Source organism: Vibrio sp. 1F169 (assembly GCF_041439605.1).
In the GTDB taxonomy this organism is placed as follows: Bacteria; Pseudomonadota; Gammaproteobacteria; order Enterobacterales; family Vibrionaceae; genus Vibrio; species Vibrio tasmaniensis_A.
Map to the genome: position 1 here is coordinate 67,438 of NZ_JBGOOI010000001.1, position 24,939 is coordinate 92,376.

At 44.3% G+C, this 24,939-nt stretch carries 23 protein-coding genes, 1 riboswitch and 1 other annotated feature; of the genes, 7 read left to right on the forward strand and 16 right to left on the reverse strand.

Translation table 11 applies throughout. From position 1 onward, the window contains the following. Positions 1–102: 102 nt before the first annotated feature. From hisIE to ACED53_RS00350, 9 genes are all read right to left on the reverse strand, one after another. The gene (gene hisIE, locus ACED53_RS00310) at positions 103–753 is read right to left on the reverse strand and encodes a bifunctional phosphoribosyl-AMP cyclohydrolase/phosphoribosyl-ATP diphosphatase HisIE (RefSeq protein WP_017101633.1); all 651 of its coding nucleotides are present in this window, start codon (positions 751–753) and stop codon (positions 103–105) included. After that, on the reverse strand, positions 750–1,523 hold the full coding sequence (gene hisF, locus ACED53_RS00315; protein WP_017101632.1) for an imidazole glycerol phosphate synthase subunit HisF: 774 nt from the start codon (positions 1,521–1,523) through the stop codon (positions 750–752). The genes hisIE and hisF overlap by 4 nt, the downstream gene beginning before the upstream one ends. Then, positions 1,505–2,242 (reverse strand): 1-(5-phosphoribosyl)-5-[(5-phosphoribosylamino)methylideneamino]imidazole-4-carboxamide isomerase, encoded by a 738-nt coding sequence (gene hisA, locus ACED53_RS00320; RefSeq protein ID WP_012604374.1) that lies wholly within the window; start codon positions 2,240–2,242, stop codon positions 1,505–1,507. The genes hisF and hisA overlap by 19 nt, the downstream gene beginning before the upstream one ends. Positions 2,243–2,285: 43 nt before the next feature. After that, on the reverse strand, positions 2,286–2,900 hold the full coding sequence (hisH, locus tag ACED53_RS00325; RefSeq protein ID WP_017101631.1) for an imidazole glycerol phosphate synthase subunit HisH: 615 nt from the start codon (positions 2,898–2,900) through the stop codon (positions 2,286–2,288). Positions 2,901–2,924: 24 nt separating this feature from the next. Next, positions 2,925–4,013 (reverse strand): bifunctional histidinol-phosphatase/imidazoleglycerol-phosphate dehydratase HisB, encoded by a 1,089-nt coding sequence (gene hisB / locus ACED53_RS00330; RefSeq protein WP_017098159.1) that lies wholly within the window; start codon positions 4,011–4,013, stop codon positions 2,925–2,927. Between the two features lie 130 nt (positions 4,014–4,143). Then, on the reverse strand, positions 4,144–5,184 hold the full coding sequence (gene hisC, locus ACED53_RS00335) for a histidinol-phosphate transaminase (RefSeq protein ID WP_017101630.1): 1,041 nt from the start codon (positions 5,182–5,184) through the stop codon (positions 4,144–4,146). Positions 5,185–5,193: 9 nt separating this feature from the next. Beyond that, positions 5,194–6,513 (reverse strand): histidinol dehydrogenase, encoded by a 1,320-nt coding sequence (gene hisD, locus ACED53_RS00340; protein WP_017098157.1) that lies wholly within the window; start codon positions 6,511–6,513, stop codon positions 5,194–5,196. Continuing rightward, a complete protein-coding gene (gene hisG / locus ACED53_RS00345) occupies positions 6,513–7,409 on the reverse strand; it encodes an ATP phosphoribosyltransferase (RefSeq protein WP_029223133.1) in 897 nt (298 codons plus the stop codon). Before hisG ends, hisD begins: the two co-directional genes overlap by 1 nt. 53 nt (positions 7,410–7,462) lie before the next feature. Continuing rightward, positions 7,463–7,598 (reverse strand) — a sequence feature (His leader region). Between the two features lie 189 nt (positions 7,599–7,787). Continuing rightward, positions 7,788–9,380, reverse strand: coding sequence for a Na+/H+ antiporter NhaC family protein (locus ACED53_RS00350; protein ID WP_029223134.1), 1,593 nt, complete (start codon positions 9,378–9,380; stop codon positions 7,788–7,790). Positions 9,381–9,492: 112 nt separating this feature from the next. After that, positions 9,493–9,670, reverse strand: a riboswitch (Lysine riboswitch). A 377-nt stretch (positions 9,671–10,047) separates the two neighbouring features. Here ACED53_RS00350 and ACED53_RS00355 point away from each other — a divergent pair. After that, a complete protein-coding gene (locus tag ACED53_RS00355; protein ID WP_012604381.1) occupies positions 10,048–10,458 on the forward strand; it encodes an H-NS family nucleoid-associated regulatory protein in 411 nt (136 codons plus the stop codon). A gap of 167 nt (positions 10,459–10,625) precedes the next feature. Here ACED53_RS00355 and ACED53_RS00360 read toward each other — a convergent pair whose 3' ends face one another. Then, positions 10,626–11,930 carry an inosine/guanosine kinase gene (locus tag ACED53_RS00360; RefSeq protein WP_017101629.1) on the reverse strand — a complete coding sequence of 435 codons (1,305 nt, stop codon included), beginning with the start codon at positions 11,928–11,930 and terminating at the stop codon, positions 10,626–10,628. Positions 11,931–12,032: 102 nt separating this feature from the next. Continuing rightward, positions 12,033–12,302 (reverse strand): hypothetical protein, encoded by a 270-nt coding sequence (locus tag ACED53_RS00365; RefSeq protein WP_010439986.1) that lies wholly within the window; start codon positions 12,300–12,302, stop codon positions 12,033–12,035. A gap of 204 nt (positions 12,303–12,506) precedes the next feature. Here ACED53_RS00365 and mnmA point away from each other — a divergent pair, with 204 nt between their 5' ends. The 3 genes from mnmA (at position 12,507) to purB (ending at position 15,821) form a co-directional block, all read left to right on the forward strand. Continuing rightward, positions 12,507–13,643 carry a tRNA 2-thiouridine(34) synthase MnmA gene (gene mnmA, locus ACED53_RS00370; RefSeq protein WP_017101628.1) on the forward strand — a complete coding sequence of 379 codons (1,137 nt, stop codon included), beginning with the start codon at positions 12,507–12,509 and terminating at the stop codon, positions 13,641–13,643. A 46-nt stretch (positions 13,644–13,689) separates the two neighbouring features. Next, positions 13,690–14,307 (forward strand): high frequency lysogenization protein HflD, encoded by a 618-nt coding sequence (gene hflD / locus ACED53_RS00375; RefSeq protein ID WP_019822494.1) that lies wholly within the window; start codon positions 13,690–13,692, stop codon positions 14,305–14,307. Between the two features lie 143 nt (positions 14,308–14,450). Beyond that, complete coding sequence (purB, locus tag ACED53_RS00380; protein WP_009848814.1) at positions 14,451–15,821, forward strand: adenylosuccinate lyase; 1,371 nt, start codon at positions 14,451–14,453, stop codon at positions 15,819–15,821. A gap of 308 nt (positions 15,822–16,129) precedes the next feature. On the opposite strand, the gene htpX is transcribed toward purB, so the two are convergent. Next, positions 16,130–16,993 (reverse strand): protease HtpX, encoded by an 864-nt coding sequence (htpX, locus tag ACED53_RS00385; protein ID WP_017098153.1) that lies wholly within the window; start codon positions 16,991–16,993, stop codon positions 16,130–16,132. Positions 16,994–17,270: 277 nt separating this feature from the next. Here htpX and ACED53_RS00390 point away from each other — a divergent pair, with 277 nt between their 5' ends. Then, the gene (locus ACED53_RS00390) at positions 17,271–17,438 is read left to right on the forward strand and encodes a hypothetical protein (protein WP_017078977.1); all 168 of its coding nucleotides are present in this window, start codon (positions 17,271–17,273) and stop codon (positions 17,436–17,438) included. 113 nt (positions 17,439–17,551) lie between these two features. Here the strand turns inward: ACED53_RS00390 and bioD are convergent, their stop codons facing one another. Genes bioD through bioB form a run of 4 tightly spaced genes read right to left on the reverse strand, consistent with a single transcriptional unit; the run spans position 17,552 to position 21,286 of the window. Then, positions 17,552–18,235, reverse strand: coding sequence for a dethiobiotin synthase (gene bioD / locus ACED53_RS00395; protein ID WP_029225571.1), 684 nt, complete (start codon positions 18,233–18,235; stop codon positions 17,552–17,554). Continuing rightward, a complete protein-coding gene (gene bioC, locus ACED53_RS00400; RefSeq protein WP_009848818.1) occupies positions 18,232–19,035 on the reverse strand; it encodes a malonyl-ACP O-methyltransferase BioC in 804 nt (267 codons plus the stop codon). The genes bioD and bioC overlap by 4 nt, the downstream gene beginning before the upstream one ends. Next, a complete protein-coding gene (gene bioF / locus ACED53_RS00405) occupies positions 19,036–20,247 on the reverse strand; it encodes an 8-amino-7-oxononanoate synthase (protein ID WP_029225570.1) in 1,212 nt (403 codons plus the stop codon). After that, on the reverse strand, positions 20,234–21,286 hold the full coding sequence (gene bioB, locus ACED53_RS00410) for a biotin synthase BioB (protein WP_009848820.1): 1,053 nt from the start codon (positions 21,284–21,286) through the stop codon (positions 20,234–20,236). The genes bioF and bioB overlap by 14 nt, the downstream gene beginning before the upstream one ends. Before the next feature lie 159 nt (positions 21,287–21,445). On the opposite strand from bioB, the gene bioA reads away from it, so the two are divergent. Both bioA and ACED53_RS00420 read left to right on the forward strand, forming a co-directional pair. Further along, on the forward strand, positions 21,446–22,729 hold the full coding sequence (gene bioA / locus ACED53_RS00415; protein ID WP_017101624.1) for an adenosylmethionine--8-amino-7-oxononanoate transaminase: 1,284 nt from the start codon (positions 21,446–21,448) through the stop codon (positions 22,727–22,729). A gap of 457 nt (positions 22,730–23,186) precedes the next feature. Next, the gene (locus ACED53_RS00420; protein WP_017101622.1) at positions 23,187–24,854 is read left to right on the forward strand and encodes a response regulator; all 1,668 of its coding nucleotides are present in this window, start codon (positions 23,187–23,189) and stop codon (positions 24,852–24,854) included. Positions 24,855–24,939: the final 85 nt, after the last annotated feature.

The window sequence follows — 24,939 nt, forward strand, 5'->3', positions numbered from 1 at the left end:
CTTAGAAATCTTGAAAATTAAACAGTTAAAAAGCCCCGTAAACATGTTTGTTTGCGGGGCTTTTGCCTGTCTTTTACGCGGTTCTATTAATCTAAAGAGAGCTTACTTATGACGCTCTTTCAGCTTGTTTACCACATCATCCATCGATAAGCCTTGATCTTGAAGAAGAACCATTAGGTGGTAAATCAAATCTGCTGATTCACACACTAACTCCGCCTTATCGCCCGACGTCGCCGCAAGCGCGACTTCAACGCCTTCTTCGCCCACTTTTTGCGAAATACGCTTGGTGCCACGGGCATATAGACTGGCAGTATAAGAAGATTCAGGATCGGCGTCCTTGCGGGCAGCCAATAGCTGCTCAAGCTGATGAAGCCACACCATCTGAGACTCTTCTTGCTTGTCTCCATCCCAACACGTTGTTGTTCCTGTGTGGCACGTTGGGCCAATGGGATTAACCTTAACCAGCAAGGTGTCGTTGTCACAATCCAATGACATGTTTTGCAGTTGCAATACGTTACCCGACGTTTCACCTTTGGTCCAAAGGCGCTCTTTGGTGCGAGAGAAAAACGTCACTTGGCCAGTTTCACCTGTTTTCTCGAGCGCTGCTGGGTTCATGTATCCCATCATCAGCACTTGGCTCGATTGGTAATCTTGAACAATCGCTGGCACTAAGCCATCGACTTTTTCCCAATCAATACGCTCTGACAATGCGCCTACTTCTGTTTTTGATAAGCTTACGGGTTCAAAACTCATAGTCGCACCTCTACATCTTGTTGTTTCAAATACTGTTTAAGTTCACCAATATTGATGACTTGCTTGTGGAATACCGAAGCCGCAAGTGCTCCGTCCACGTTGGTTTTTTTATAGGCTTCAGCAAAGTGCTCCATCGCACCTGCGCCACCTGATGCAATCAGGGGTACATTACACACTGAACGTACCATATTTAACTGGTCGATATCATAGCCGTTGCGAACGCCATCTTGGTTCATCATGTTTAACACGATCTCACCGGCGCCACGCTTCTGTACTTCCTGCACCCAATCTTTGGTTTCCCACTTGGTTGCTTTGGTACGCGTTTCATCGCCTGTGAATTGGTAAACCTGATATTTACCGGTTTCTTTATCGAAGTATGAATCGATACCAACAACGATACACTGCACGCCGAACTTATCAGCAAGGTCAGTGATCAGTTGCGGATTAGCCAATGCCGGTGAGTTGATTGATACTTTATCCGCACCAAACTCAAGAATACGCGCTGCATCTTCCGCTGATTTAATACCACCAGCGACACAGAAAGGAATATCAATCACTTCTGCTACACGTTTCACCCAGCTCTTGTCGACTACACGCCCATCGCTTGATGCCGTGATATCGTAAAATACTAATTCATCAGCGCCCTCTTCCGCATAACGTTGCGCTAACGGAACGATGTCACCAATAATTTCGTGGTTACGGAACTGAACGCCCTTAACCACCTGTCCGTCACGGACATCCAAACAAGGGATTATTCGCTTTGCCAACATGCAAATGCCTCCTCTGCGGTAAACTTACCATCAAGTAGCGCACGACCCACAATCACACCAGCAACACCGCTGCCTTTAAGTGCTTCGATATCAGCTAGGCTACCAATGCCGCCCGATGATTGGAATTGCACTTGTGGGTACTGCTTACAAAGATCAACGTAGAGCTCTACGTTTGATCCTTCTAGCGTGCCATCACGTGAAATATCGGTACACAGAACGTGTTTAAGACCAACCGTGAGGTAGTCTTCAATCAGCGCTTCAATAGTCACGCCTGAATCTTCTTGCCAACCTGAAATCGCCACTTTACGTGTGCCGCTTTCGTCGATGTTAATATCCAGAGCCAGCACTATTTTTTCAGCGCCGTACTTCTCCATCCAACCTTTCACCAACTCAGGTTGCTTAACTGCTGTAGAACCAACTACAACGCGCTGCGCGCCAGCTTCTAGTAGATCAACAACATCTTGCTCGTTACGCACGCCACCACCAATCTGGATGTTTGCAGGCGTGCTAGCCAGTAGCTTAGCAATCAAGTCTAACTGACGAGCCGTTGTGTCTTTTGCACCCGTTAAGTCAACAAGGTGAAGCCAACCTGCGCCAGCTTGGTGGTACAAGTTAAACTGCTCTGCTGGGTCTACTTTGTATTCTGTTACTTGCCCGTAGTCTCCTTGGAATAAGCGAACTACTTGGCCTTCAATTAAATCTAACGCGGGAATAATCATTTACATTCCTTATATGGCAACGTTAGCCGCTGCCTAATCCTTACTACAATTCCAAGAAGTTCTGAATCAGCTTAGAGCCAGCTTTCGAAGATCGCTCTGGGTGGAACTGAACACCATAATAATTGCCACTTTGAACCGCTGCTGTGAATGGATTACCGTAATCACATTGTGCGATTGTGTAGTCACCCACTGGCATTGCGAAGCTGTGTACAAAGTAGAAGTACTCGCCCTCTTCAATATCTTTGAATAGAGGGTGGTTAGGTGTCGCGGTTACTGTGTTCCAACCCATGTGTGGTAATGGCAAATCACCCGTTTCAAGTAAACGAACTTCACCATCACACAAACCTAGGCATTCAACTAACTCGTCAGCCTTTTGGCCTTTCTCTTGAGACAGTTTGCCTAACAGCTGCATACCTAAACAGATACCTAGCAGAGGCTTCTCTACTTGCTTCACAAGGGTAACAAGGTCACGTTCTTGCAGGTTCTTCATTGCCTCACTTGCTGTACCTACACCGGGTAGGAATAGCTTATCGGCAGCAAGAACAACGTCTGGTTCTTTTGAAATTTCAACTGCGTAGCCTAGACGTTCAATCGCAAACTTCACCGAGGAAACATTGGCACAACCAGTATCAATAATAACGACTTTTTGATCTTTCATTGTTTTTCCTTGCTCACGTTAGCCTTACAGAACGCCTTTGCTGCTTGGTAACTCGTTACCTTCAACTTTGATTGCTTGGCGAAGAGTACGGCCAAACGCTTTGAATAGGCTCTCAATGATGTGGTGATCATTATTGCCGTCAGAAGAAAGGTGTAGCGTACAAGCCAATGTATCAGTTAGAGAACGGAAGAAGTGAACCACCATCTCTGTTGAAAGATCACCCACTTGCTCGCGGCTGAACTTAGCATCGAACTTAAGGTATGGGCGACCAGATAGATCAAGCGCACACTGAGCCAAACACTCATCCATTGGCAGGCTGAAACCAAAGCGGCCAATACCACGTTTGTCGCCTAATGCATCTTTCAATGCTTGGCCTAAAGCAAGTGCGGTATCTTCTACTGTGTGGTGATCATCAATGTGCAGGTCGCCCTTCACAGTCAGGTTCATTTGGAAACCGCCGTGTGTCGCGATTTGATCAAGCATGTGATCGAAGAAACCCATGCCAGTATCAATCTTGTTGTCACCGGTTTCATCAAGGTTTACGGCTACCTTAATGTCGGTTTCTTTAGTGGTACGAACCACTTCAGCAACACGAGCATTAACCGTCAGATCTTTAACGATCTGTGGCCAGTTAAGCGTGCCTTCAGTTTGCGCATCTGGTCCGTATTGGATACCACGAATTGCCATGTTCTCAGCAAGTTGAAGATCCGTCATTCGATCGCCAATCACGACTGACTTTTGGAAGTCAACTTTACCGCCTTGTAGGTATTCTTTAACCATACCCAGCTTAGGCTTGCGGCAAGAGCAATTGTCTTCATCAAAGTGAGGGCAGATTAGAACATCATCAAACTTAACGCCCTGAGACTCAAAGAACTCCATCATCATATTGTGTGGAGCATCGAACTCTTCTTGCGGGTAGCTATCTGTACCTAGACCATCTTGGTTAGTCACCATCACTAAGCGATAACCCGCATCTTGCAGTGCAAGTAGGCTAGGAATCACTAACGGTTCGAATTTTAGTTTGTCTAAACGGTCTACTTGAAAGTCAACTGGCGGCTCAACAATTAAGGTGCCGTCACGGTCTATAAAAAGTATTTTCTGTTGTTTACTCACTTGAACTTCCTTTTAATTTTAAATCTGCTGGCCTAGCTAAAATCAACGCTAACCCAAAATATTGGTTTCATTTGCCAGCCGATTATTAATCCACTAAAACTGGCAAATGTTATTACTGGTAAGCCTTTCGTTACTGATAAAAGTTACGAATGAATCCAAGTGTCTTTTCGCACTCTTCGCGATTACCAATACTAATACGAACACAGTCTTCAATTGGTGAATTACGCAAAATGATGCCCGTATCCCAAGCCGCTTTAAATAACTCATCGCCGTTCGGGAATTTAACCAGTAGGTAGTTACCCCAACCATCAAACACCGTCACTTGAGGCATACCTAGTAAACCGGCTTGTAAATACGCTCGGTTAGCACTTAAATCCAGAACTTGGAACTTAGCACGCGCTAGTCCTTGCTCTGAAAGTGCTTGAACGGCAATGTCAGCAACAGGGATTGGCACAGGATAAGGAGCAATCACTTTTAACAATACATCGATAAGCTCTTTGTTCGCTAGCGTAAAGCCACAACGTAAACCCGCTAAAGCAAATGCTTTCGAGAGAGTTCGAAGAATCGCTAGATTCGGATACTGAGCAAGCAAATCCACCGTTGATGCTTCAGGGCAGAAATCGATATACGCTTCATCCATCACAACAATCGCTTTGTCTTGTGTCATTTCAAGCAGCTTGATGATGTCTTTGCGATCAACCAAATTACCGGTTGGGTTATTTGGACTACAAACAAAGACCACTTTTACGTTGTCAAGTTGAGCTTCAATAGCAGGAAGATCCAATTGCCATTCAGAAGTCAGAGGCACCACTTTACGCTCAACACCAATCGTCTCTGCACTGATTGCGTACATACCGTAAGTGGGTGGGCAGTAAAGAATAGCGTCTTCGTTCGGCTCACAGAAAGCACGAATCAGTAGTTCAATGCCTTCGTCAGCACCACGAGTAGTCAACGTTTGCTCTGGTGCAACACTCGCATATTGAGCGTAAGCATCGATTAGCTCTTTAGGCTGACACTCGCTGTAGCGATTAAGTCGAGTCAGATTTAAGGTGTACTCGTTATCAAACGGAGATTCGTTGGCGTTCAACCATACATCTCCGCTGCCACCAATGCGTCTTGCAGACAAGTAAGGTGTTAGAGCCTGAACTTGTTTTCTTGCTAACTTTTCCATGCCCTACCCTTATTTCGCTTTATTTAGCTGTTCAAATCGATTTAATTTTTCAACTCGGATGGTCACCGCACGTTTGTGTGCGTCCAAACCTTCGGCTTCCGCCATTGTGACTACCGTTGGCGCTAGGCCTTGTAAGCCATCAGCTGTTAACTCTTGTACCGTCATACGCTTAGAGAAATCCGCCAAACCTAGGCTTGAATAAGTCTTGGTATAGCCGTAAGTCGGAAGAACGTGGTTTGTGCCTGATGCGTAGTCACCTGCAGATTCTGGAGACCAGTCACCCAAGAAGATTGAACCTGCATTATCTAGTAATGGCAGCAGTTCACGTGGACTCTTGGTCTGAACAATCAAGTGTTCCGGGCCATAGAAATTCGAAATCGCAATCGCTTGAGTGATCGATTCAGCAATGATGATTAGACTTGAAGCCAATGCTTGCTGAGCGATGTTCGCACGAGACAGCTCTTTCAGTTGCTTCTGAACTGCATCGGTTACTTGGTCGGCAATAACTGGTGATGGTGTTACTAATACAACCTGTGAATCTGGCCCGTGTTCAGCTTGGCTCAGTAGATCAGCAGCAATGAAGTCAGCATCCGCAGTTTCGTCTGCAATCACTAACACTTCAGACGGGCCAGCAGGCATATCAATCGCAGCGCCACGGAAGTCGTTACTTACTTGGCGTTTAGCTTCCGTTACGTAAGCGTTACCTGGGCCGAAGATCTTATCAACCTTAGCCACGCTCTCGGTCCCGTAAGCCATGGCAGCAACGGCTTGACCACCACCAACATTGTAAACCTCATCGATTTTACAAAGATTAGCGACATACAAGATTTCATCCGCGATGGGCGGAGGTGAGCAAAGCACAACCTTACGACAACCCGCAATTTGAGCAGGTACACCTAACATAAGAACCGTTGACGGAAGTGGCGCACTGCCCCCCGGAATATAAAGTCCAACAGTATTAATCGCGCGCGTCACCTGCTCACACACAACACCAGGCTGTGTTTCAACCTTAATTGGCTGTGGCTTTTGAGCTTCGTGAAACTTAGCAATGTTGCTGTAAGCTTGCTCCAACGCTTGCTTCATCTCTGGTGTTAGACGAGCACATGCCTCTTCGATCTCACCCGAACTAACTCGGATAGATTCTGGAGTCACACCATCAAACTTTTCAGTCAGTTCCTTAAGTGCGGCATCGCCTTCATTTCGTACTTTTGCAATAACATCAGAAACAGTCGCTGTGATGTTTGCACCTTCAGTAATAGCTGGACGCTCTAATACCGAGTCTTGCTGTGATTCACTTAAAGATTGCCAAACAACGGTTCTCATCGTCACTACCCCATCATTTTTTCGATTGGTAATACTAGAATCGAGCTTGCACCCAACTCTTTCAGCTGTTCCATAGTTTCCCAGAACAAGTTCTCTGTACTTACGAGGTGAACGGCAACTTTGTCTTTGTCTGTAGATAGAGGAAGAACCGTAGGATCTTCAGCCCCAGGTAGTAGAGCTTTGATTTGCTCCAGCTGAGACGTTGGTGCGTGAAGCATGATGTACTTCGACTCTTTCGCTTGTTGAACACCCTGCATACGAGTCAGTAGTTTTTCAATCAATGCCGTTTTGTCTGCATCGAAATCACCAACACGTTGAATCAGTGTTGCTTTAGATTGGAAGATAGCCTCTGCTTCCTTTAGACCGTTTGCTTCTAGCGTTGCACCTGTAGAAACTAAATCTGCGATAGCGTCTGCTAGACCTGCGCGAGGGGCAACTTCAACTGAGCCAGTTAGCATACAAGCGCTGAATTCAACACCCTGCTCGTCCATGTAGGCTTTTAGTAATTGTGGGTAAGTTGTCGCAATACGTTTACCCGCTAGGTCTTGTGGGCCGTTGTATTCTTCATCTTTGTTGATTGCGATAGAAAGGCGGCAACCACCGAAGTCTAAACGACGTAGTGTACGAAACTCTGAAGGCTCCTTTAGAGCGACACGGTCTAGGCGAACTTCTTCTAGTTCATTCTCACCGATAAAACCAAGGTCAACCACACCATCCATGATAAGGCCTGGGATGTCGTCATCACGAACGAGTAACAAGTCGATTGGCATATTTAGTGAATGAACAACTAAGCGCTCACCCATGATGTTAAATTTCACACCACATTTTTTAAGTAGATCTTGGCACTCTTTACTTAAGCGACCTTTCTTTTGAATTGCGATTCTTAGGCGTTGTGTCTGCATTGCTGTATCCCTGTGCAAATATTTGAATTTATTGATTATTTAAAAGTGCTAAAACTAAAAAACCCTCGGAAGACTTTGTCGTCCCGAGGGTTTAAATCTAAATTCTTTGACTTAACCTCCGGGAGAATTCTTGCTCCCGGGTATACGTAAATCTCCCCGAAAGACTAGATAGGGTGATGATGGTGATGAATGTTCATTACTAATTTACGCATACTTATCAGCTCTTAGGTTGTTTGCTGTCTTGTCTCCACACTAACTAAGCTGACACCCTTTTTCAACCATTTATTCGAACTTTTTTCACGAAATTTAAAATTAAATTAACGAACACAAAAAAAGGGAGGCAAACGCCTCCCTTCTCATTATTCAATCAAATGATGATTAGCTTTTACACGTTGCTATCTTGCAACGAGAGAAATAAGCCAATGCAAAACATACCGCAACAAACGTTAGAGACGCTGCGCCAAATGCAATGCCAGTTGATGATGTCATTCCTAGGGTGATAAAACCAATACACGATACGAACGCCACAGACAGCGCGTAAGGGAGCTGAGTCGATACGTGGTCAATGTGGTTACAACGCGCACCTGTAGAAGACAGAATCGTTGTATCTGAGATTGGAGAACAGTGGTCACCAAATACAGAACCCGCAAGAACCGCACTTAGCATAGGAAGAATTAGCGCGATGTCAGAGGCTGCAGCCATGTCACCCGCAATCGGTAACATGATACCGAACGTACCCCAAGATGTACCTGTCGAGAACGCCATTAGGCCAGCAAGAAGGAACAAGATAACCGGTAGCCAGTGGTAATCGATGTTACCTGTTGCTAGAGAGGATAGGTACGAACCTGTTTTCATGTCGCCAATAACAGAACCAATCGTCCATGCAAATACAAGGATAAGGATAGCGCCAAACATTGAGCTTGCACCAATCCACATTGTTCTTGTGATATCAGCCATAGGTAGTTTCTGTTTGAATACCGTTGCTAGCGCAACGAGTAAACCAATCACACCACCGTAAACCAGAGACTTACCTACATCTGTATTTTCAAATGCACCAAGTAAGTTGAATGCTTGACCATCAGCAGTAAGCGCTTGGCCACCGGTGTAAAGCATTGCTGCAACCGTCGCGACGATTAACGCTACGATTGGCATAACGAGATCAGAAACAGAACCGTTTTCGCTCTCTTGAATATCCAGCTCTTCGTTTAGATCGTGCGCTTGCTTTTGATCATTATCACCTTCAAAACCACGGCCTTGAGAGGCTTCAATCTCATGCTCGCGCATTTTGCCAACATCTAAACCAAACCACGCAACGGCAAACACCATTAATAGTGCGAACACAGCGTAGAAGTTCATTGGGATAAGGCGAACGTAAGCACCCAGTGCAGAATACTCTGTCACACCGTGTGTCACTAAGATGCCACCAATGATAGTGATGATGTAAGCACCCCAGCTAGAAGCCGGCATGATCACACACATAGGAGCAGCAGTTGAATCTAGAATATAAGCTAGCTTAGCGCGAGATACGTAGAAGCGGTCAGTTACAGGGCGAGAGATGGCACCTACCGCTAAGCTGTTGAAGTAATCATCAACAAAGATGAATACACCTAAAAAGGCAGCAAGTAGTTTTGAACCACGTTTGCTCTTAACACGAGACTGTGCCCACTCAGCGAATGCGCGAGTACCGCCAGACAGTGTTAATAATGCCGTTGTCATTCCAAGGATAATTAGGAAAGCAACGATGCTCATGTTCCAAGTGTTAATACCACCATCTTCGATGAAAACACCAGATACTTTAGTAAAGACGTAGCTAGCTGCGTTACCTACTGAGTAGTCAGCAAGTAGAATCGCACCCATGACGATACCGACACCCAAGGAAACTAATACACGGCGGGTAACAATAGCAAGAGTCAAGGCAACCAAGGGAGGAAGCAGCGATAAAGGCGATGTTGCAAAATCTATTAAATTCATGATCTTCAAAAACCAGTTTTTTATTTGGCTAGAGATCTACTGCAGATAAACTTGATACGGCTTATCAAGCTCATGTTGAACTAAGCGAAAGGGAAGTGAACACTTCACCCAACCCTACAGTAGCGCTCCATAGTTTAAAATTAAGACTATGGCAGTGTTGTACCTATTGAGCACAACCCCAGCAAATTGCTTAGATATACAATTTACTTCGGCAATTACACCTTTCATTCCCGTTCATTGGCATCACCCCAACGAAAACTACTCTTTATAATTGCACCTCTACGTGCGGTAACATTATTAACCGTGTAAACCAGAGTTTAACAACAGATTAACCAAAGCACCGCATCAGGTAGCCGCAATTGTACCCATCAAGAGCAACAATGCAACATATCATTCCGAGAAAAATAGCTTTTTGTTAATGAAGTAATCAATAGAAGAATAGTCAACTTTTACGGATTACTCCACTTAACACATATCAGATATCACCTGTTTTTTTTAAGATATTCTTAATAGTTATTATAAGTTCATTAGAGGTCTATCTTTTCATCTTAAAACACTCGTCTCATTTTTTTATTTAAATAACTAATAGAAGAAATACTATTTGTTTTATTCTTAGGCTCTGTTTATTATTAGGAGGATTATTTAGTTTACCTTGATGGGAAATATCATGTCTGAATTAACAAAAACTCTATTAAATATCCGTAGCCTTCGTGCGTTCTCACGTGAATTAACTCTTGAGCAACTTGAAGAAGCGCTAGACAAGCTGACTATTGTTGTACAAGAACGTCAAGAGTCTGAAGCTGAAGAACGCGCAGCAAAAGCAGAGCAAGAAGCTAAGCTTTCTGCTATCGCAGAACAAATTGCAAAAGACGGAATCGATGTTGCCGATCTTATTGCTGCACTTTCTGGTGAAGCAAAATCTAAAACAACAAAATCTAAACGCGCTCCTCGCCCTGCGAAATACAAATACGTAGACGCGAATGGCGACGAAAAAACTTGGACAGGTCAAGGCCGTACGCCTTCAGCTATCCAAGAACAACTAGATGCTGGTAAATCTCTAGAAGAGTTTGCTCTTTAAGGCATCGAGTTTGCTAAGTGAATAATCAATAACCCACTAAGCAATAGAATTAATATTTAAGTCGACTAAAGTATTATTTACGGCTTCAATATATTCAGAAACAAAAAAGGCTCCTTTCGGAGCCTTTTTTATATTTCTAATAGTGAAATATAAATCAAAAAAATGCCTTATCTTTCCCAGTACGCTTCTTCTAGACTATCTTCTCTTTCAGGAAGGCCACGAGATAAACGTGGAGAGTGTTGAACCAACACTTCATAGCTAGCACGGTTAGAATATTTACAAACTTGTGAGAACGAAGAGTACGTCAAGAATGAATGTTGGTGCTTACTTGAGTTCGGCACGTTTTCTTTGTGATACTTATTAGCAGCCATATCATGTAATAAAGCTGATAACGCAGCATCACCTGCACCATTGGTATTTTTGATCTTTTCTGGACCACCCATGTATGGCGCAATGTGCGAATACACTTTAGTTGGGTTTTCACATAAATCTTTATGTGCGGGACGACTAAACTCATAACGGTTAAATTCAGCAATCGAGCCTGGTAACAACGGTAATGACGTTTCACGCTTAGCTGCATCTTCTGTATAACCAGCCATAAATAGGCCAACAGGTCCCGCAGTACATAGAACAAGGTCTACCCACTCTAGCGCTTTATCTGATGCAGCAAGCGGATCGCTTTCACCCGTTAATGCTTCAGCTTCGTCTTCATTCATTGCAACAACCGTTACGTGTTGCTCAAGGAAATCTTTCCAGAATTCTGGATCATCTTGAATAACGAACTTAGTACCTAGTGTAAGCACGACTGGCACATCGTATTTCTTCGCGTATTCGATCGCTTTCATTGTTGCTTCAGGCATCGGGTCGCCTGGCTTACAACGAACTAAATAAGCCGTTAAAACTAAAGCAGAAGCACTTTTGAAGATTTTTTCAGGAATGCTTTCTGGTTTTAATTGGTTCATTTGTCCTTCGCTAATTGCGAAAGTACGTTCACCGTCTTCTGTAATTAATGCAAAGCAGCGACCAATTGCGCCATCTACCCCTTGTAAATGGTTCAGATCCATTCTGCTTGATGTATTACATAAATAGCGGTAACCGTAGCTACCAATCTTAATATCTTGGCTCATTACACCTAACAGTGTAGAACGGTCATCCGCCAATACTGAGTAATTGTGTAATGTGTTACCAATTGTGCCACCAGCGTATTCATTGGTAATCAGGCACTGTTCTTTTAATTCTTGATATAAAGATTCAGCGGCTGCGTCGCCAATAACCAGTGAATGTCCCTTGCTCAAACCATACTTCTCAATAAGTTCAGAACTCACCTTTGCTTCAATATCCACCAATGTTTGGTCAATACCGATAATATGAGTGCGTGACATTCTTTTACTGCTTTGAGCTTGGCTCACTAGAGGATCACGAGCGTGAACCGGAAAGTAGTGCTTTGATTTACGTTGTCCAGGGAATTTCATAGGGCTAGTCTAAGTCAAGGGGAAATAGGTGGCGGATTCTACCGCGCTATATTTAACGCGGCAATCTTTCAAACTATAGCAAACGTTTGCTGAAGGTTTTTTTTATTCGCCTTCCATAAAGCTTAAATCAGGCAGCATGCCCAAATGCTCTGCGTAACGTTTTTGATTAAACTCCGCGCCGTTTTTCATAACGTCAAATACTTCAATTGCCAGTGCACATGCCATAGCCGCAATTGCTTCTTCACGTGGAGTGCCAGTCATCATTAAACGCATCAACGTCTCTTTCACTTTCACTGGTTCGCCATCTTCAAGCTGGTTCTCGATAATCTCAATCAGCTCTTCTTCTTGCATAAATTCGTTTTGTTCAGACATTTTTTTATCTCAGGTCTTGGGTTTCGAGCGACTATGCCACATATACTTCTGACATCCTAGCGACTCACCTCGCTCTCATGCGATTCTCTAACAAAGTCAGCGCACTATTTGTGCAAATGAAACTGTGATTCCAGTCTCGGATCTGTCACGGCGTTTCTCTTTCTGTTAGAATCTGCGACCAAGTAATAGTAACGGTGTTTAGACATGTCAGATATCAGCTCTGGAAACAGCGAAAAGAAAGTAATTGTCGGTATGTCCGGCGGTGTAGATTCGTCAGTATCGGCGTATCTTCTTCAGCAACAAGGCTATCAGGTAGAAGGCCTTTTCATGAAAAACTGGGAAGAAGACGATAACGAAGAATACTGCACGGCAGCTGAAGACCTTGCTGATGCTCAAGCGGTATGTGACAAGTTAGGTATCCACCTTCACACTATCAACTTTGCAGCAGAGTACTGGGATAATGTATTCGAGTACTTTCTGGAAGAATACAAAGCGGGTCGTACACCGAACCCAGATATCCTTTGTAACAAAGAAATCAAATTCAAAGCATTCTTAGAGTTTGCGGATGAAGTCTTAGACGCAGACTACATCGCGATGGGTCACTATGTTCGTCGTACTTTCCCAACACAAGAAGAGCTAAACGCTGGTGCGAAGCCAGAAATGCTACGCGGCCTAGACGGCAATAAAGACCAAAGTTATTTCCTTTATACGCTAAGCTCAGATCAAGTGGCACGCAGCCTATTCCCTGTGGGTGAATTAGAGAAGCCAGAAGTACGACGTATTGCTGAAGAGCAAGACTTGATCACTGCGAAAAAGAAAGATTCAACAGGCATCTGCTTTATTGGTGAGCGCAAGTTCACTGAGTTCTTAGGCAAATACCTACCCGCTCAACCGGGAAACATCGAGACACCAGAAGGCCAAGTTATTGGGCAACACCAAGGCTTGATGTACCACACACTAGGCCAACGTAAAGGCCTGCATATCGGTGGCACCAAAGGTGGCGGCGGTAATGAAGAACCATGGTTTGTTGGTGAAAAAGATCTTAAACGTAATGTTCTGATCGCGGTACAAGGTAAAGACCACCCTCTTTTAAAATCAGAAGGTTTGATCGCTTCTCAGCTTCATTGGGTTAATCGCACACCAATTACTGAAGTTATGACGTGCACGGTAAAAACACGTTACCGTCAGACCGATATTCCTTGTACAATCATCCCAATTGATGATGAGAACATTAAGGTTATTTTTGACGAACCACAAATTGCGGTGACCCCAGGTCAATCAGCAGTGTTCTACCTAGACAACGTATGTCTTGGTGGTGGTATCATTGAAAAGCGCATCTAACCAATAATCGAACGACAAACAATAGAAGACAACTAGGAGTTACTACGTGGCTAATACACTTTATGACCGTACTATTGCTTTCGCTGGAATTTGCCAAGCTGTGGCTTTGGTTCAACAAGTAGCGAAAGACGGCCATTGTGATAAAGATGCCTTCGAAGCTTCACTCAATGCTATTTTAAATACCAACCCGGCGAACACCGTGGGTGTCTTTGGACGTGAAGCGAACCTAAAGCTTGGCCTTGAGTGCTTAGTAAAAGGTATCGATAGTACTCCAGCTGGTAGCGATATTACTCGCTACATCATCAGCTTGATGGCACTTGAGCGTAAGCTATCTTCTCGTAACGACTCTATGTCTCAGCTTGGCGATCGTATTCAAACTGCAGAACGTCAAACTGAACACTTTGATCTGTTTGACGAGCAAATGATCAGCAACCTAGCCAGTATCTACCTTGATGTTGTGAGCCCTATCGGCCCGCGTATTCAGGTTTCTGGGACGCCAGCTGTACTTCAACAGACGTCGAGCCAGCATAAGGTTCGTGCCCTGCTGCTATCAGGAATTCGAAGCGCTGTGTTATGGCGTCAAGTTGGCGGTAAACGTCGCCACCTTATCTTCGGTCGCAAGAAGATGATCGAGCAGGCTCAAATCCTGCTAGCTCGCATGTAATTTATTAGCTCGCGCCTCGTCGCGAGCTTGTTTTTTGTACCAACACAACTCTCACGCAAACGATTGCGCAATATGCGTGACAATTGAGATTGTTACTGGTATAAACCTCTCAAAATTTAGAAAACTCAATTCAGGAGAACACCATGGAACTGTCAGCATTGACTGCTGTTTCACCAGTAGACGGCCGTTACGGAAGCAAGACTGTTGCATTACGCAGCATCTTTAGTGAGTTTGGCCTACTAAAGTACCGCTCTATCGTTGAAGTTCGTTGGTTACAAAAGCTTGCAGCTACAGATGCAATCAAAGAAGTACCAGCGTTCAGTGCAGAAGCTAACCAGTTTCTTGATGAACTAGCAGCTAACTTCAGTGAAGAAGATGCTCTACGTATCAAAGAGATCGAGCGCACGACTAACCACGACGTTAAAGCGGTTGAGTACTTCTTGAAAGAGAAAGTTGCTGGCGTTCCTGAACTTCACGCTGTAAACGAATTTATTCACTTTGCATGTACTTCTGAAGACATCAACAACACATCTCACGCGCTTATGCTTAAAGAAGCTCGTGACACAGTGATTCTTCCAGAAATCCGTAACGTAATTGATGCTATCAAAGCACTTGCGAACGAGTACCGTGACATTCCATTACTGTCTCGTACACACGGTCAGCCTGCTTCTCCTTCTACTATGGGTAAAGAGATGGCTAACGTTGCGTACCGTATGGAACGTCAATACAAGCAAATCGAAAACGTTGAGATCCTAGCGAAAATCAACGGTGCTGTAGGTAACTACAACGCACACCTTTCTGCATACCCAGAAGTTGAATGGCACCAGTTCAGCGAAGAGTTCATCACTGAATCTCTTGGCGTAACTTGGAACCCGTACACAACTCAAATCGAACCTCACGATTACATCGCTGAGCTATTCGACGCTGTTGCTCGTTTCAACACTATCCTTCTAGACTTCGACCGTGACGTTTGGGGCTACATCGCTCTTGGTCACTTCAAGCAGAAGACTATTGCTGGCGAAATCGGTTCTTCTACAATGCCGCATAAAGTTAACCCAATTGACTTCGAAAACTCTGAAGGCAACCTTGGTCTAGCAAACGCAGTATTCAGCCACCTTGCACAAAAACTTCCAGTTTCTCGCTGGCAGCGTGACCTTACTGACTCTACGGTTCTTCGTAACCTAGGTGTTGGTGTTGGCTACGCTATCATTGCATACACTTCGACTCTGAAAGGTATTAGCAAGCTAGAAGTTAACCGTGAAGCGCTACTTGCTGAACTAGACAAGAACTGGGAAGTACTAGCAGAACCAGTACAAACAGTAATGCGCCGTTACGGCATCGAGAAACCATACGAGAAGCTAAAAGAGCTAACTCGTGGTAAACGTGTAGATGGCGAAGGCATGCGTGCATTCATCGACGGCCTTGAAATCCCTGCAGACGAGAAAGTTCGTCTGAAAGAGATGACACCAGCGAACTACATCGGTCAAGCTATCGAGCTAACTGACAAGCTGTAAGATTCGAATTTCGAATCACAGAATAGACTAAGGCTTCCCATGTGGAAGCCTTTTTGTTGAGCGGAAGAAAGTGCACTGAGCAAGAGCTGTAATCAAAAGAACATAGCCCCCCTCCTAATTACCCTACACATGTCAGTCCGTGCTATATCAACCAATAAATATCGCAACGCTTCATCACTAGTAACCCTCTATCACCAGACACATATCCCTCGGATACTTACTGTCTTGAACACCAAGATCAAAAAAGGCCTCCCGAAGGAAGCCTTTAAAAGGTCTCTTGTCGACTAGCGACGAGAATTACGTAGCGATTACATGTTACGTAGAGACGCAATACGCTTGTCTAGTGGTGGGTGGCTCATCAGAAGCTCAGTAAGCGATTTCTTGCCGTTGATACCAAATGCCATCATAGAACCTTCTAGTTGTGGCTCATGGCTCACCTTAAGACGTTCTAGTGCTGCTATCATCTTCTCTTTACCTACTAAGTGCGCAGCACCTGCATCGGCATGGAATTCACGATGACGGCTGTACCACATCGTAATGAAGCTTGCTAAGAAACCAAATACTAATTCCAGCACCATAGACACACCAAAGTACACCATCATGTTGCTGCCACCCTCTTCTTCGTTGTCATTCGACGCAACAATGTTGGCGATGAAACGAGATAGGAAGATAACGAACGTGTTCACCACGCCCTGCATTAGCGTCATGGTCACCATATCACCGTTCGCGATGTGACTCACTTCATGCGCTAACACTGCTTCAGCTTCATCACGCGTCATGTTGTGTAGCAGACCCGTAGAGACTGCTACTAATGAATCATTACGCTTAGCGCCCGTCGCAAACGCGTTGATGTCTGGCGAATCGTAAATCGCCACCGTTGGCATACCAATACCAACTTGTTGAGACTGACGGCTTACTGTCTCCATCAACCAATGTTCGGTTTCGTTACGTGGACTTTCAATGACCATACCGCCTACCGATCGTAGCGCCATTTTCTTTGACATCATCAATGAAATGAATGAGCCACCAAAGCCAAATACTGCAGCCATCACCAATAAGCCTGATAGGCTACCAGGTTGCATACCTGTAACTGCGTATACAATATTAAGAACAACACTTAGTACCAATACAACCGCTAGGTTGGTTGCAAGGAACAACATTACTCGCTTCATTACTTATCTCCGCATGAAAGCTGTTTTTATAAAACTTATTATTATAGACAAGGCAGACAGCAATTTATTCCAACCTTGAAGACTTATACTTACTTATACATATAGTCTTAGATTAAGAAAACAAGGTTAAGCATTAAATTGCAACATTTGATTACGAGACCATATTCGAATCACCTCCAGTCTATTAGACCTAAGTCGTATGGTGTCGGTATAACAATCCGTTTACAGTGGCTTCAGATGATTTATTGGCTAGTCCATGTACAAAAAGGGAAGAATCATGGTTGAAGGTACTAACACTCAAATGGCTATCGATTTACTGTGCTGTCACCTAGGGATTACTGAAGAAGAAGCAAAAAAGCAGATTGGGATCCTAACACCGCAAACGGCACAGACAAAAATCACAGAAACACAGCAAGCACTAATGGGACTTACAAAAGAACACTAACCCATAGCGACTTGTTCAAAGGCCAGTTGTTTATAAACTCATGGCCAAAAGGCTTAACATAGCAAAAGGGCTGCAATCGCAGCCCTTTTCTTGTTTAACGTATAACTCGAAGTTTAAAGGTCGAGCAATGGCTGTATATCAATATACTTACCAATGTTCTTAGACTTTGCTCTTGGCACATACGGAATTTCACCTAACTTCGGTGCACCTAGCTTATCTTCAAGCATCGCTATAATTTCGGCGTAATGTTCAGTACCTGGGTTAATGCGGTTTGCAACCCAACCCACTAGGTTCAGTCCATCAGCACGAATCACTTCTGCGGTTAGCAGTGCATGACTCAAACAGCCAAGCTTAATACCGACCGTCAATACCACTGGCAGCTGCTCTTTTTTGACCCAGCTAGACAAATATTCTTCATCAGAAACCGGTACACGCCAACCACCAGCACCTTCAACTAACACGATGTCAGAGTTTTGCTTATGCTCTGCCAACTTAACTGATAATACGGTTTCATCAATCACCACACCATCATACTTTGCTGCAATGTGTGGTGATGATGGTAGCAACAACGCATACGGGTTAACGTCTTCGTAGGCGATATCTTGCGTCGCAGCTTCTTGAAGATGCAGTGCATCACTATTACGTAACCCTTCAGGGGATTGTTCACACCCTGCGGCAACTGGCTTGTAGCCTATTGTTGATAACTCTTGTGCGGCTAAAGCTTGAAGAATCGCTTTTGAAACCACAGTTTTTCCCACTTCGGTATCCGTACCTGCAATGAATAATGCATCAATCATAATTGAATAACCCCTAAACAAACTTGATATGTTGCTGGTAAGAAACCTTGATGGTTTTTAAACTCTCTATATTCCCGCTCAACAAGCTGCAACATTCGGCGACTTGTTAAACCTTGTGAGCGACCACTTACGTGATTAGCGCCGATACCTTTAAGGTCGCGCATCAGTTCAAACGCAGTGTCGTACCAAACGGTGATGGTGGGCAAGTCTAGTTGATGAGCCGTACAGCTAGATTGCGCTAACGCAATTTTTACCTGATTGATTGTAATAAAATGGTTAACGTGTTGATGTGCGTCAATTTTGGACCACGACTTTTTCAGTTCAAACAGTGATCCATCAAGCAAAGTTGAGAAAATAACACGTCCACCAACCGCTGTAACACGCTTCATCTCTCTCAAAGGCGACGACAAGTCGTCACACCATTGCAACGCAAGACTAGAGAAAACAATGTCAAAGTGCCCGTCTTCAAACGGTAATTGCTCGGCATCGGCTTGTTGATATGAAGAGACTGATACACCACAGCGCTGTTTTGCTTCGTCCAACATTCCATTGGAAAGGTCAGCACATACCACTGCAGCACCTCGCTTAACTAACTGTTCAGAGAAATACCCTGTACCACAACCTAGATCGAGCACCTTTAACCCAGAGAGGTCACTCGGTAGCTTATCCAATAGTCGGTGGCCTACATCGCGCTGAAACTCAGCGTGTTTGTCATAGGTTGCAGCTGCTTTGCCGAAGGCTTCAGCAATCGCACTCTTATCTTGGCTTACGTAATTATGCACTACTGCTTCTTGTGACATTTACTGAGCCTCTTTCTTTAATTCAAAGCTTGATTCTATGCTTGGCTGGCTTCCAGAGTCGTTGCTTCGCTCTATTGCTTGAAGCAACGAGTCAGTTAACTGAAGAATCTGTTCCTGACTATGGTTCGCCGTTAAGGTAATACGCAAACGAGCAGTCCCAATAGGCACCGTTGGTGGCCTTATTGCCGTTACCCAAACTTGATTGCGCTTTAACTCTTCAGCAATAGATAGTGCTGCTTGGGCTTCGCCGATTAAAAATGGTTTGATCGGCGTCTGAGTATCAATAAAACCTTTCACACCATTCATCTGCTCTGCATAGAGCGCACCTAGCTCCGTGAGTTTCTCACGACGCCACTCTTGCGTTTGAATCATCTGACATGCATGAGACAAAGCCACCGCTTGTGAAGGTGGCATTGCCGTCGAATACACATGATGACGCGCAAACTGAGTTAAGTAATCACCCACTTCTGACGAACAAAGAATCGCAGCACCAGAAAGGCCAAATGCTTTACCAAAGGTCACCACCAAGATATCAGGTGAGATTTGTGCGGCGTTGCAACTCCCTGCCCCGTTATCACCTAATACGCCAATACCGTGGGCATCATCAACCGCCAACCAACTGTCGTATTGATTAGTCAGGCTAGATATCTGACGGAGAGGCGCTTGATCACCATCCATGCTGAATACACCCTCAGTCACGACCAAGGATTGTGGAGTTTGACTCAATAGCGACTCTAAATGTTGCGTGTCGTTGTGCTTAAAGCGTTTCATGGTTGCAGGTGAAAGCATCCCCGCTTCCATCAAAGAGGCGTGGTTAAGTTTGTCTTGCAACAGAAAGTCGTCTTTTTCGAGCAGAGAAAACAACAAAGCTTGGTTAGCACTGAAACCAGAGTTAAAGAGAATGGCGCGTTCAAAGCCAAGCCATTCACACAGCTGAGTCTCTAAATTTCGATGAGCAGGACTAAAACCCGTGACCAATGGCGATGCCGCACTACCAGCACCATACTGGGAAAGCCCCACTTGCCACGCATCAACCAATTCAGAATCGTTTGCCAAGCCTAAGTAATCATTACTCGAAAAATTAATGAAGCTAGAACCTTCGCTAGTAAGCAAAGGGCCATTACTGTTTTCGAGCACCTTCAGTTGACGAGTTAACCCCTGCTCACGGCGATGAACAAGGGCACTTTTGATGCGAGATTTAAACAGTGGCATCGTAGAACATGTCATCTTTCGTTGGACGAGCAGCAACCCGCTCCACCACTTGATCTAACAGTTCATTTTCTTGAATTTCGTCAGGCTTCTGAGCCACCTGTTGGCTGTTGATACCTAACTTCTTAAACAGCTGCATGTCCGTGTCTTCATCTGGGTTTGGCGTAGTCAGTAGCTTACAGCCGTAGAAGATAGAATTCGCACCCGCCATGAAACACATCGCTTGCATCTGTTCGTTCATGTTCTCACGGCCTGCTGATAAACGAACCGCAGACATAGGCATCATGATGCGAGCAATCGCAATCAGTTTGACGAAGTCGAAAGACTCAACATCATCGACGTTTTCCATCGGTGTGCCTTTGACTTTTACGAGCATGTTGATTGGTACACTTTCTGGGTGAACAGGAAGGTTCGCAAGCTCTACAAGCAGGCCTGCACGGTCATTAGTACTTTCGCCCATGCCAATAATACCACCAGAACAGATCTTCATACCGGCATCACGCACATGAGATAGCGTATCTAAACGGTCTTGGTAAGTACGAGTGGTGATAATGCTTCCGTAGAACTCCGGAGACGTATCAAGGTTATGGTTGTAGTAATCCAAACCTGCGTCCGCTAGCTCACCTGCTTGATCAGGCGTTAACATGCCTAGTGTCATACATGTTTCTAGGCCCATGCCTTTCACACCTTTGATCATGTCAGTTAGGTGAGGCATATCGCGTTCTTTCGGGTTTTTCCATGCCGCGCCCATACAGAAGCGAGTCGAGCCCGCGTTCTTAGCTTTTTGCGCCGCATCCAAAACACGCTCGACTTCCATTAAGCGTTCTTTGTCGACATCCGTTCGGTAGTGAGCACTCTGAGGGCAGTACTTACAGTCTTCAGGACAAGCACCTGTCTTAATCGATAACAGTGTACTCACCTGCACGTGGTTGTGCTCTTGGTACTGTCTATGAACCACTTGAGCTTCAAACATTAAATCCATAAACGGTTTTTCAAGCAGTGCTCTTACTTCAGCAACTGTCCAGTCATGACGAACTTCCACGTGTCGATCCTTTTTTATTATTTGATGTTACATCTCTATCAATAGAGATTGTATTTATGCTTGGATAGTCTACCGACAAGCTTTAGACTGTCAACACATTGATAATATCAAAAGTTTACATTTGGTTATTTATTAGCCACACCAAGAATGGAAGTTACTATGGATCTCGCCTTTGACCGCCAGCATATCTGGCATCCTTATACATCAACGTTGACACCTCTGACCTGCTACCCAGTCACTAACGCAGACGGCGTTTACCTAGAATTAGAGGGCGGAAAACGAATTATTGATGGTATGTCCTCTTGGTGGTCAACCATCCACGGCTACAATCATCCAGAGCTCAATGCTGCAGCTCACAGCCAAATCGATAAGGTTTCGCATGTTATGTTTGGAGGTATCACCCACCAGCCTGCTATCGATTTATGTAAGAAACTTTTGAACCTAGCACCAAATAATCTCGAGCACGTATTCTTGGCTGATTCAGGTTCAGTAGCCGTGGAGGTTAGTCTCAAGATGGCTCTCCAATACTGGCACGCTAAAGGGCAACCTCGTTCAAAATTCCTCACGTTGAGAGATGGTTACCACGGTGATACCTTTGCGGCAATGTCGGTGACCGATCCAGATAACTCGATGCACAGCCTCTACAAAGGCTTTTTGCCTGAGCACATTTTTGCTGATTCGCCAAAAACGGGGTTTTGGGATCAATGGGACGAAAACGACATCAACAGCTTTCGAGAAAAGCTGGCAAATCACCATCAAGAAGTTGCTGCCGTGATCTTAGAGCCTATCGTTCAAGGTGCTGGCGGCATGCGCATCTACCATCCTGAATTTCTGAGACAGGTTCGCTTGCTGTGTGATGAATTCAACGTATTGCTGATCTTGGATGAGATTGCGACTGGATTTGGTCGTACAGGGAAACTGTTTGCTTGCGAACATGCCGATGTTCAACCGGATATTTTATGCGTAGGTAAGGCGCTAACTGGTGGCTATATGACGCTGTCAGCGACACTTGCGAGTAAAGAAGTCGCCGACACGGTATGTGGCGGTGAAGCCGGGTGCTTTATGCACGGGCCAACCTTCATGGGCAACCCTTTAGCTTGTGCTGTAGGTGCGGCAAGTTTGTCCATCATAGAGCAAGGTCATTGGCAAAATCAGACTCATCAGATTGAACAACTCTTTTCTGAGTTACTACCGCCTCTACTCGAGCACGATCTTGTCAAAGATGTTCGCTGGTTGGGCTCTATAGGCGTCGTTGAAACCCACACACCTGTCGATATGGAAACCATACAAGCTCACTTTGTTGAACAAGGCGTTTGGATACGTCCGTTCGGTAAGTTGATTTATATGATGCCTCCTTTCATTAGCAAGGCTGAGCACATCGAACAACTTGTTTCATCTATTGATAAAGCCCTCCAACAATCTGCTTGCTTCAAACCAAGTTGATTTAACAAACATCATTTAGAAAACCTATAAGCCGCCCATAAAATACTAATGGCGGCTTATCCTTCACGTGAAAAACCAGCCAACAAACACACCCCAAGCCATTGTTTTATCTTTGATTTGAACTCGAAAAACCCCACAAATAAATTTAATCCTCTCCATAAAAACAATTAGCAAAAGAGTGTTACCTATCGGGTAAAAAGCCGTCATAAAATACGCGCCATTTTGGTACTGAATATAATGAATGACCTTCCTTATTCGAGTTCATCTCAGAATCAAATTAGCCAATATTTTTAACTCCTATTAGATAAAAATATTCGCAGAAAAAGAATCCAATTCTAGCGAAGGCTTATATCAACTTCGTAGAAACCTAACGCTTCTTGTTTTGTCGGTCGTGCAAGACATCAAGACAATCCGCAATAGCTACGTAATTCACGTCAGTAAATAATTTAAAGTAAGCATGAAATTAACCCAACTAAATGCACTTATCATTGATGACTCAACGATAGTGTTATCAACTATTCGTAACATGCTGGTTCATATTGGTTTTTCAGAACGTTTGATTGCCATTGCGAAATCACCTCGTGTTGCAATGACCATCACGAATGACACAACTTTTGATGTCATCATTTGTGATTACAACTTTGGTAACACGATCAACGGCAAACAGCTATTTGAAGAATTGAAGCAAGCCAACAGATTAAAAGATGACGGAATATTTATTCTTGTTACAGGTGAAAATTCAGCTCTATCGATACGCCCTATCCTTGAACTACGACCTGACAACTATTTGTTAAAACCGTTTAACCGCGAAACTCTAAAACAGCGCATCACCAGTTCCTTAAGGAAGAAGCTGATTTTACAAGACATTTATAAGGCTGAGAGAGAAAATAACTATGAAGCGGGCCTAGAGCATTGCGAAGGGCTTGCCGCGTTTCATCCCGAATACTTCGCAACAATCCAGCAATTTCGAGGGAGCTTTCTATCAAAACTAGAGCTCTACGAGGAAGCCAAGAATGTCTATCAGAAAGCGATAGATGAAGGCAGTTTTGATTGGGCTCAAGCAGGATTAGCAAACAGCCTTGCGAATTTGGGGCAGCTTAGCGAAGCACAGTCGATGATTGAAAGTTTGATCAATTCTGCGCCAACCTGCACTTTGTATCGAGACCAAGCAGCTCAAGTAAACCTGATCAGCAATAAGGTTCCGGCAGCCATTGCTCACTTCAAGTTAGCGAGTAAACTAACACCAGGTAACTCTGAGAGAGAGCTTGCAATCGCAAATCTATGCTTATCGGTTAATGATACTAAAACAGCACTATTCCACTACCAAAACCATGTGCAAATCAATAAGGACACCTTTCGAGACAACCTATATATGAAGCTAAGTCATATACGATTCTTGCTCTATTGCGCCTCAGATGGCATCGATAAGCAAGCGAATTTGGGTCACGTCAATTACTTAATTTCGAAGATCACTACCGAGGCAAGATCAGGGCTTCAAACTGACTTAGCACTTATCGCAGCTCACATCGCGATGGAAGCTAACCAATATCAAAAAGCAGTCACTATACTAACCGCATTGCACGATAAGAATGACTTTGATGCCTTCCCTGTGATTTATCACCATGCATGGTTATTGGATAGGATGAGCTGTGAAAACGAGTTTAAAATTGCGGAAAACCGTTGCAGCATGTTGATAGTGAAAACAGCGAGCGAGACAGTGGTTTCAAGTCAGATAACGATGTGCACTGAGATGAAACATCGCAACACCGCAAAAATGAACTGGCTCAAAGAGAAGAATATCGGCATCAAACTAGCAAAGTCAGACTACAAACAGGTGCTTGTTGCTTACTTAGATATTCATAAACGATGTCCGATGATCAAGAACGTATGTATGAATACGATAAAATTGCTCTCTGTTATTTGGCCTGATTCAATGGGTGCAAAACAAGTGCTAACCATCATCAAGCAATGTGACGAAGTGATCACACAGCTTTATACGATTGATGAGCTGACACAAAACAACTATCAAAACTATTACCGAAAGGCGCTTCTGGCATGTAAGCAAGCAGACTTGGCCTGGAAACAAGCAAACAATACTTCCGAGGCTGCCTTCTCATATATGTAGCTTCTATTTAAACAACGTCCGCATACAAAAAAGGCTTTGCCATTACAGCAAAGCCTTTTAAATATTCTAACAAGTCAGATTAATC

Excerpts from the sequence above, each read along its gene's own strand:
- hisIE (WP_017101633.1), bottom strand. The coding sequence starts at position 753 with ATGAGTTTTGAACCCGTAAGCTTATCAAAAACAGAAGTAGGCGCATTG.
- hisF (WP_017101632.1), bottom strand. The coding sequence starts at position 1,523 with ATGTTGGCAAAGCGAATAATCCCTTGTTTGGATGTCCGTGACGGACAG.
- hisA (WP_012604374.1), bottom strand. The coding sequence starts at position 2,242 with ATGATTATTCCCGCGTTAGATTTAATTGAAGGCCAAGTAGTTCGCTTA.
- hisH (WP_017101631.1), bottom strand. The coding sequence starts at position 2,900 with ATGAAAGATCAAAAAGTCGTTATTATTGATACTGGTTGTGCCAATGTT.
- hisC (WP_017101630.1), bottom strand. The coding sequence starts at position 5,184 with ATGGAAAAGTTAGCAAGAAAACAAGTTCAGGCTCTAACACCTTACTTG.
- hisG (WP_029223133.1), bottom strand. The coding sequence starts at position 7,409 with ATGCAGACACAACGCCTAAGAATCGCAATTCAAAAGAAAGGTCGCTTA.
- ACED53_RS00350 (WP_029223134.1), bottom strand. The coding sequence starts at position 9,380 with ATGAATTTAATAGATTTTGCAACATCGCCTTTATCGCTGCTTCCTCCC.
- ACED53_RS00355 (WP_012604381.1), top strand. The coding sequence starts at position 10,048 with ATGTCTGAATTAACAAAAACTCTATTAAATATCCGTAGCCTTCGTGCG.
- ACED53_RS00360 (WP_017101629.1), bottom strand. The coding sequence starts at position 11,930 with ATGAAATTCCCTGGACAACGTAAATCAAAGCACTACTTTCCGGTTCAC.
- ACED53_RS00365 (WP_010439986.1), bottom strand. The coding sequence starts at position 12,302 with ATGTCTGAACAAAACGAATTTATGCAAGAAGAAGAGCTGATTGAGATT.
- mnmA (WP_017101628.1), top strand. The coding sequence starts at position 12,507 with ATGTCAGATATCAGCTCTGGAAACAGCGAAAAGAAAGTAATTGTCGGT.
- purB (WP_009848814.1), top strand. The coding sequence starts at position 14,451 with ATGGAACTGTCAGCATTGACTGCTGTTTCACCAGTAGACGGCCGTTAC.
- htpX (WP_017098153.1), bottom strand. The coding sequence starts at position 16,993 with ATGAAGCGAGTAATGTTGTTCCTTGCAACCAACCTAGCGGTTGTATTG.
- ACED53_RS00390 (WP_017078977.1), top strand. The coding sequence starts at position 17,271 with ATGGTTGAAGGTACTAACACTCAAATGGCTATCGATTTACTGTGCTGT.
- bioD (WP_029225571.1), bottom strand. The coding sequence starts at position 18,235 with ATGATTGATGCATTATTCATTGCAGGTACGGATACCGAAGTGGGAAAA.
- bioC (WP_009848818.1), bottom strand. The coding sequence starts at position 19,035 with ATGTCACAAGAAGCAGTAGTGCATAATTACGTAAGCCAAGATAAGAGT.
- bioF (WP_029225570.1), bottom strand. The coding sequence starts at position 20,247 with ATGCCACTGTTTAAATCTCGCATCAAAAGTGCCCTTGTTCATCGCCGT.
- bioA (WP_017101624.1), top strand. The coding sequence starts at position 21,446 with ATGGATCTCGCCTTTGACCGCCAGCATATCTGGCATCCTTATACATCA.
- ACED53_RS00420 (WP_017101622.1), top strand. The coding sequence starts at position 23,187 with ATGAAATTAACCCAACTAAATGCACTTATCATTGATGACTCAACGATA.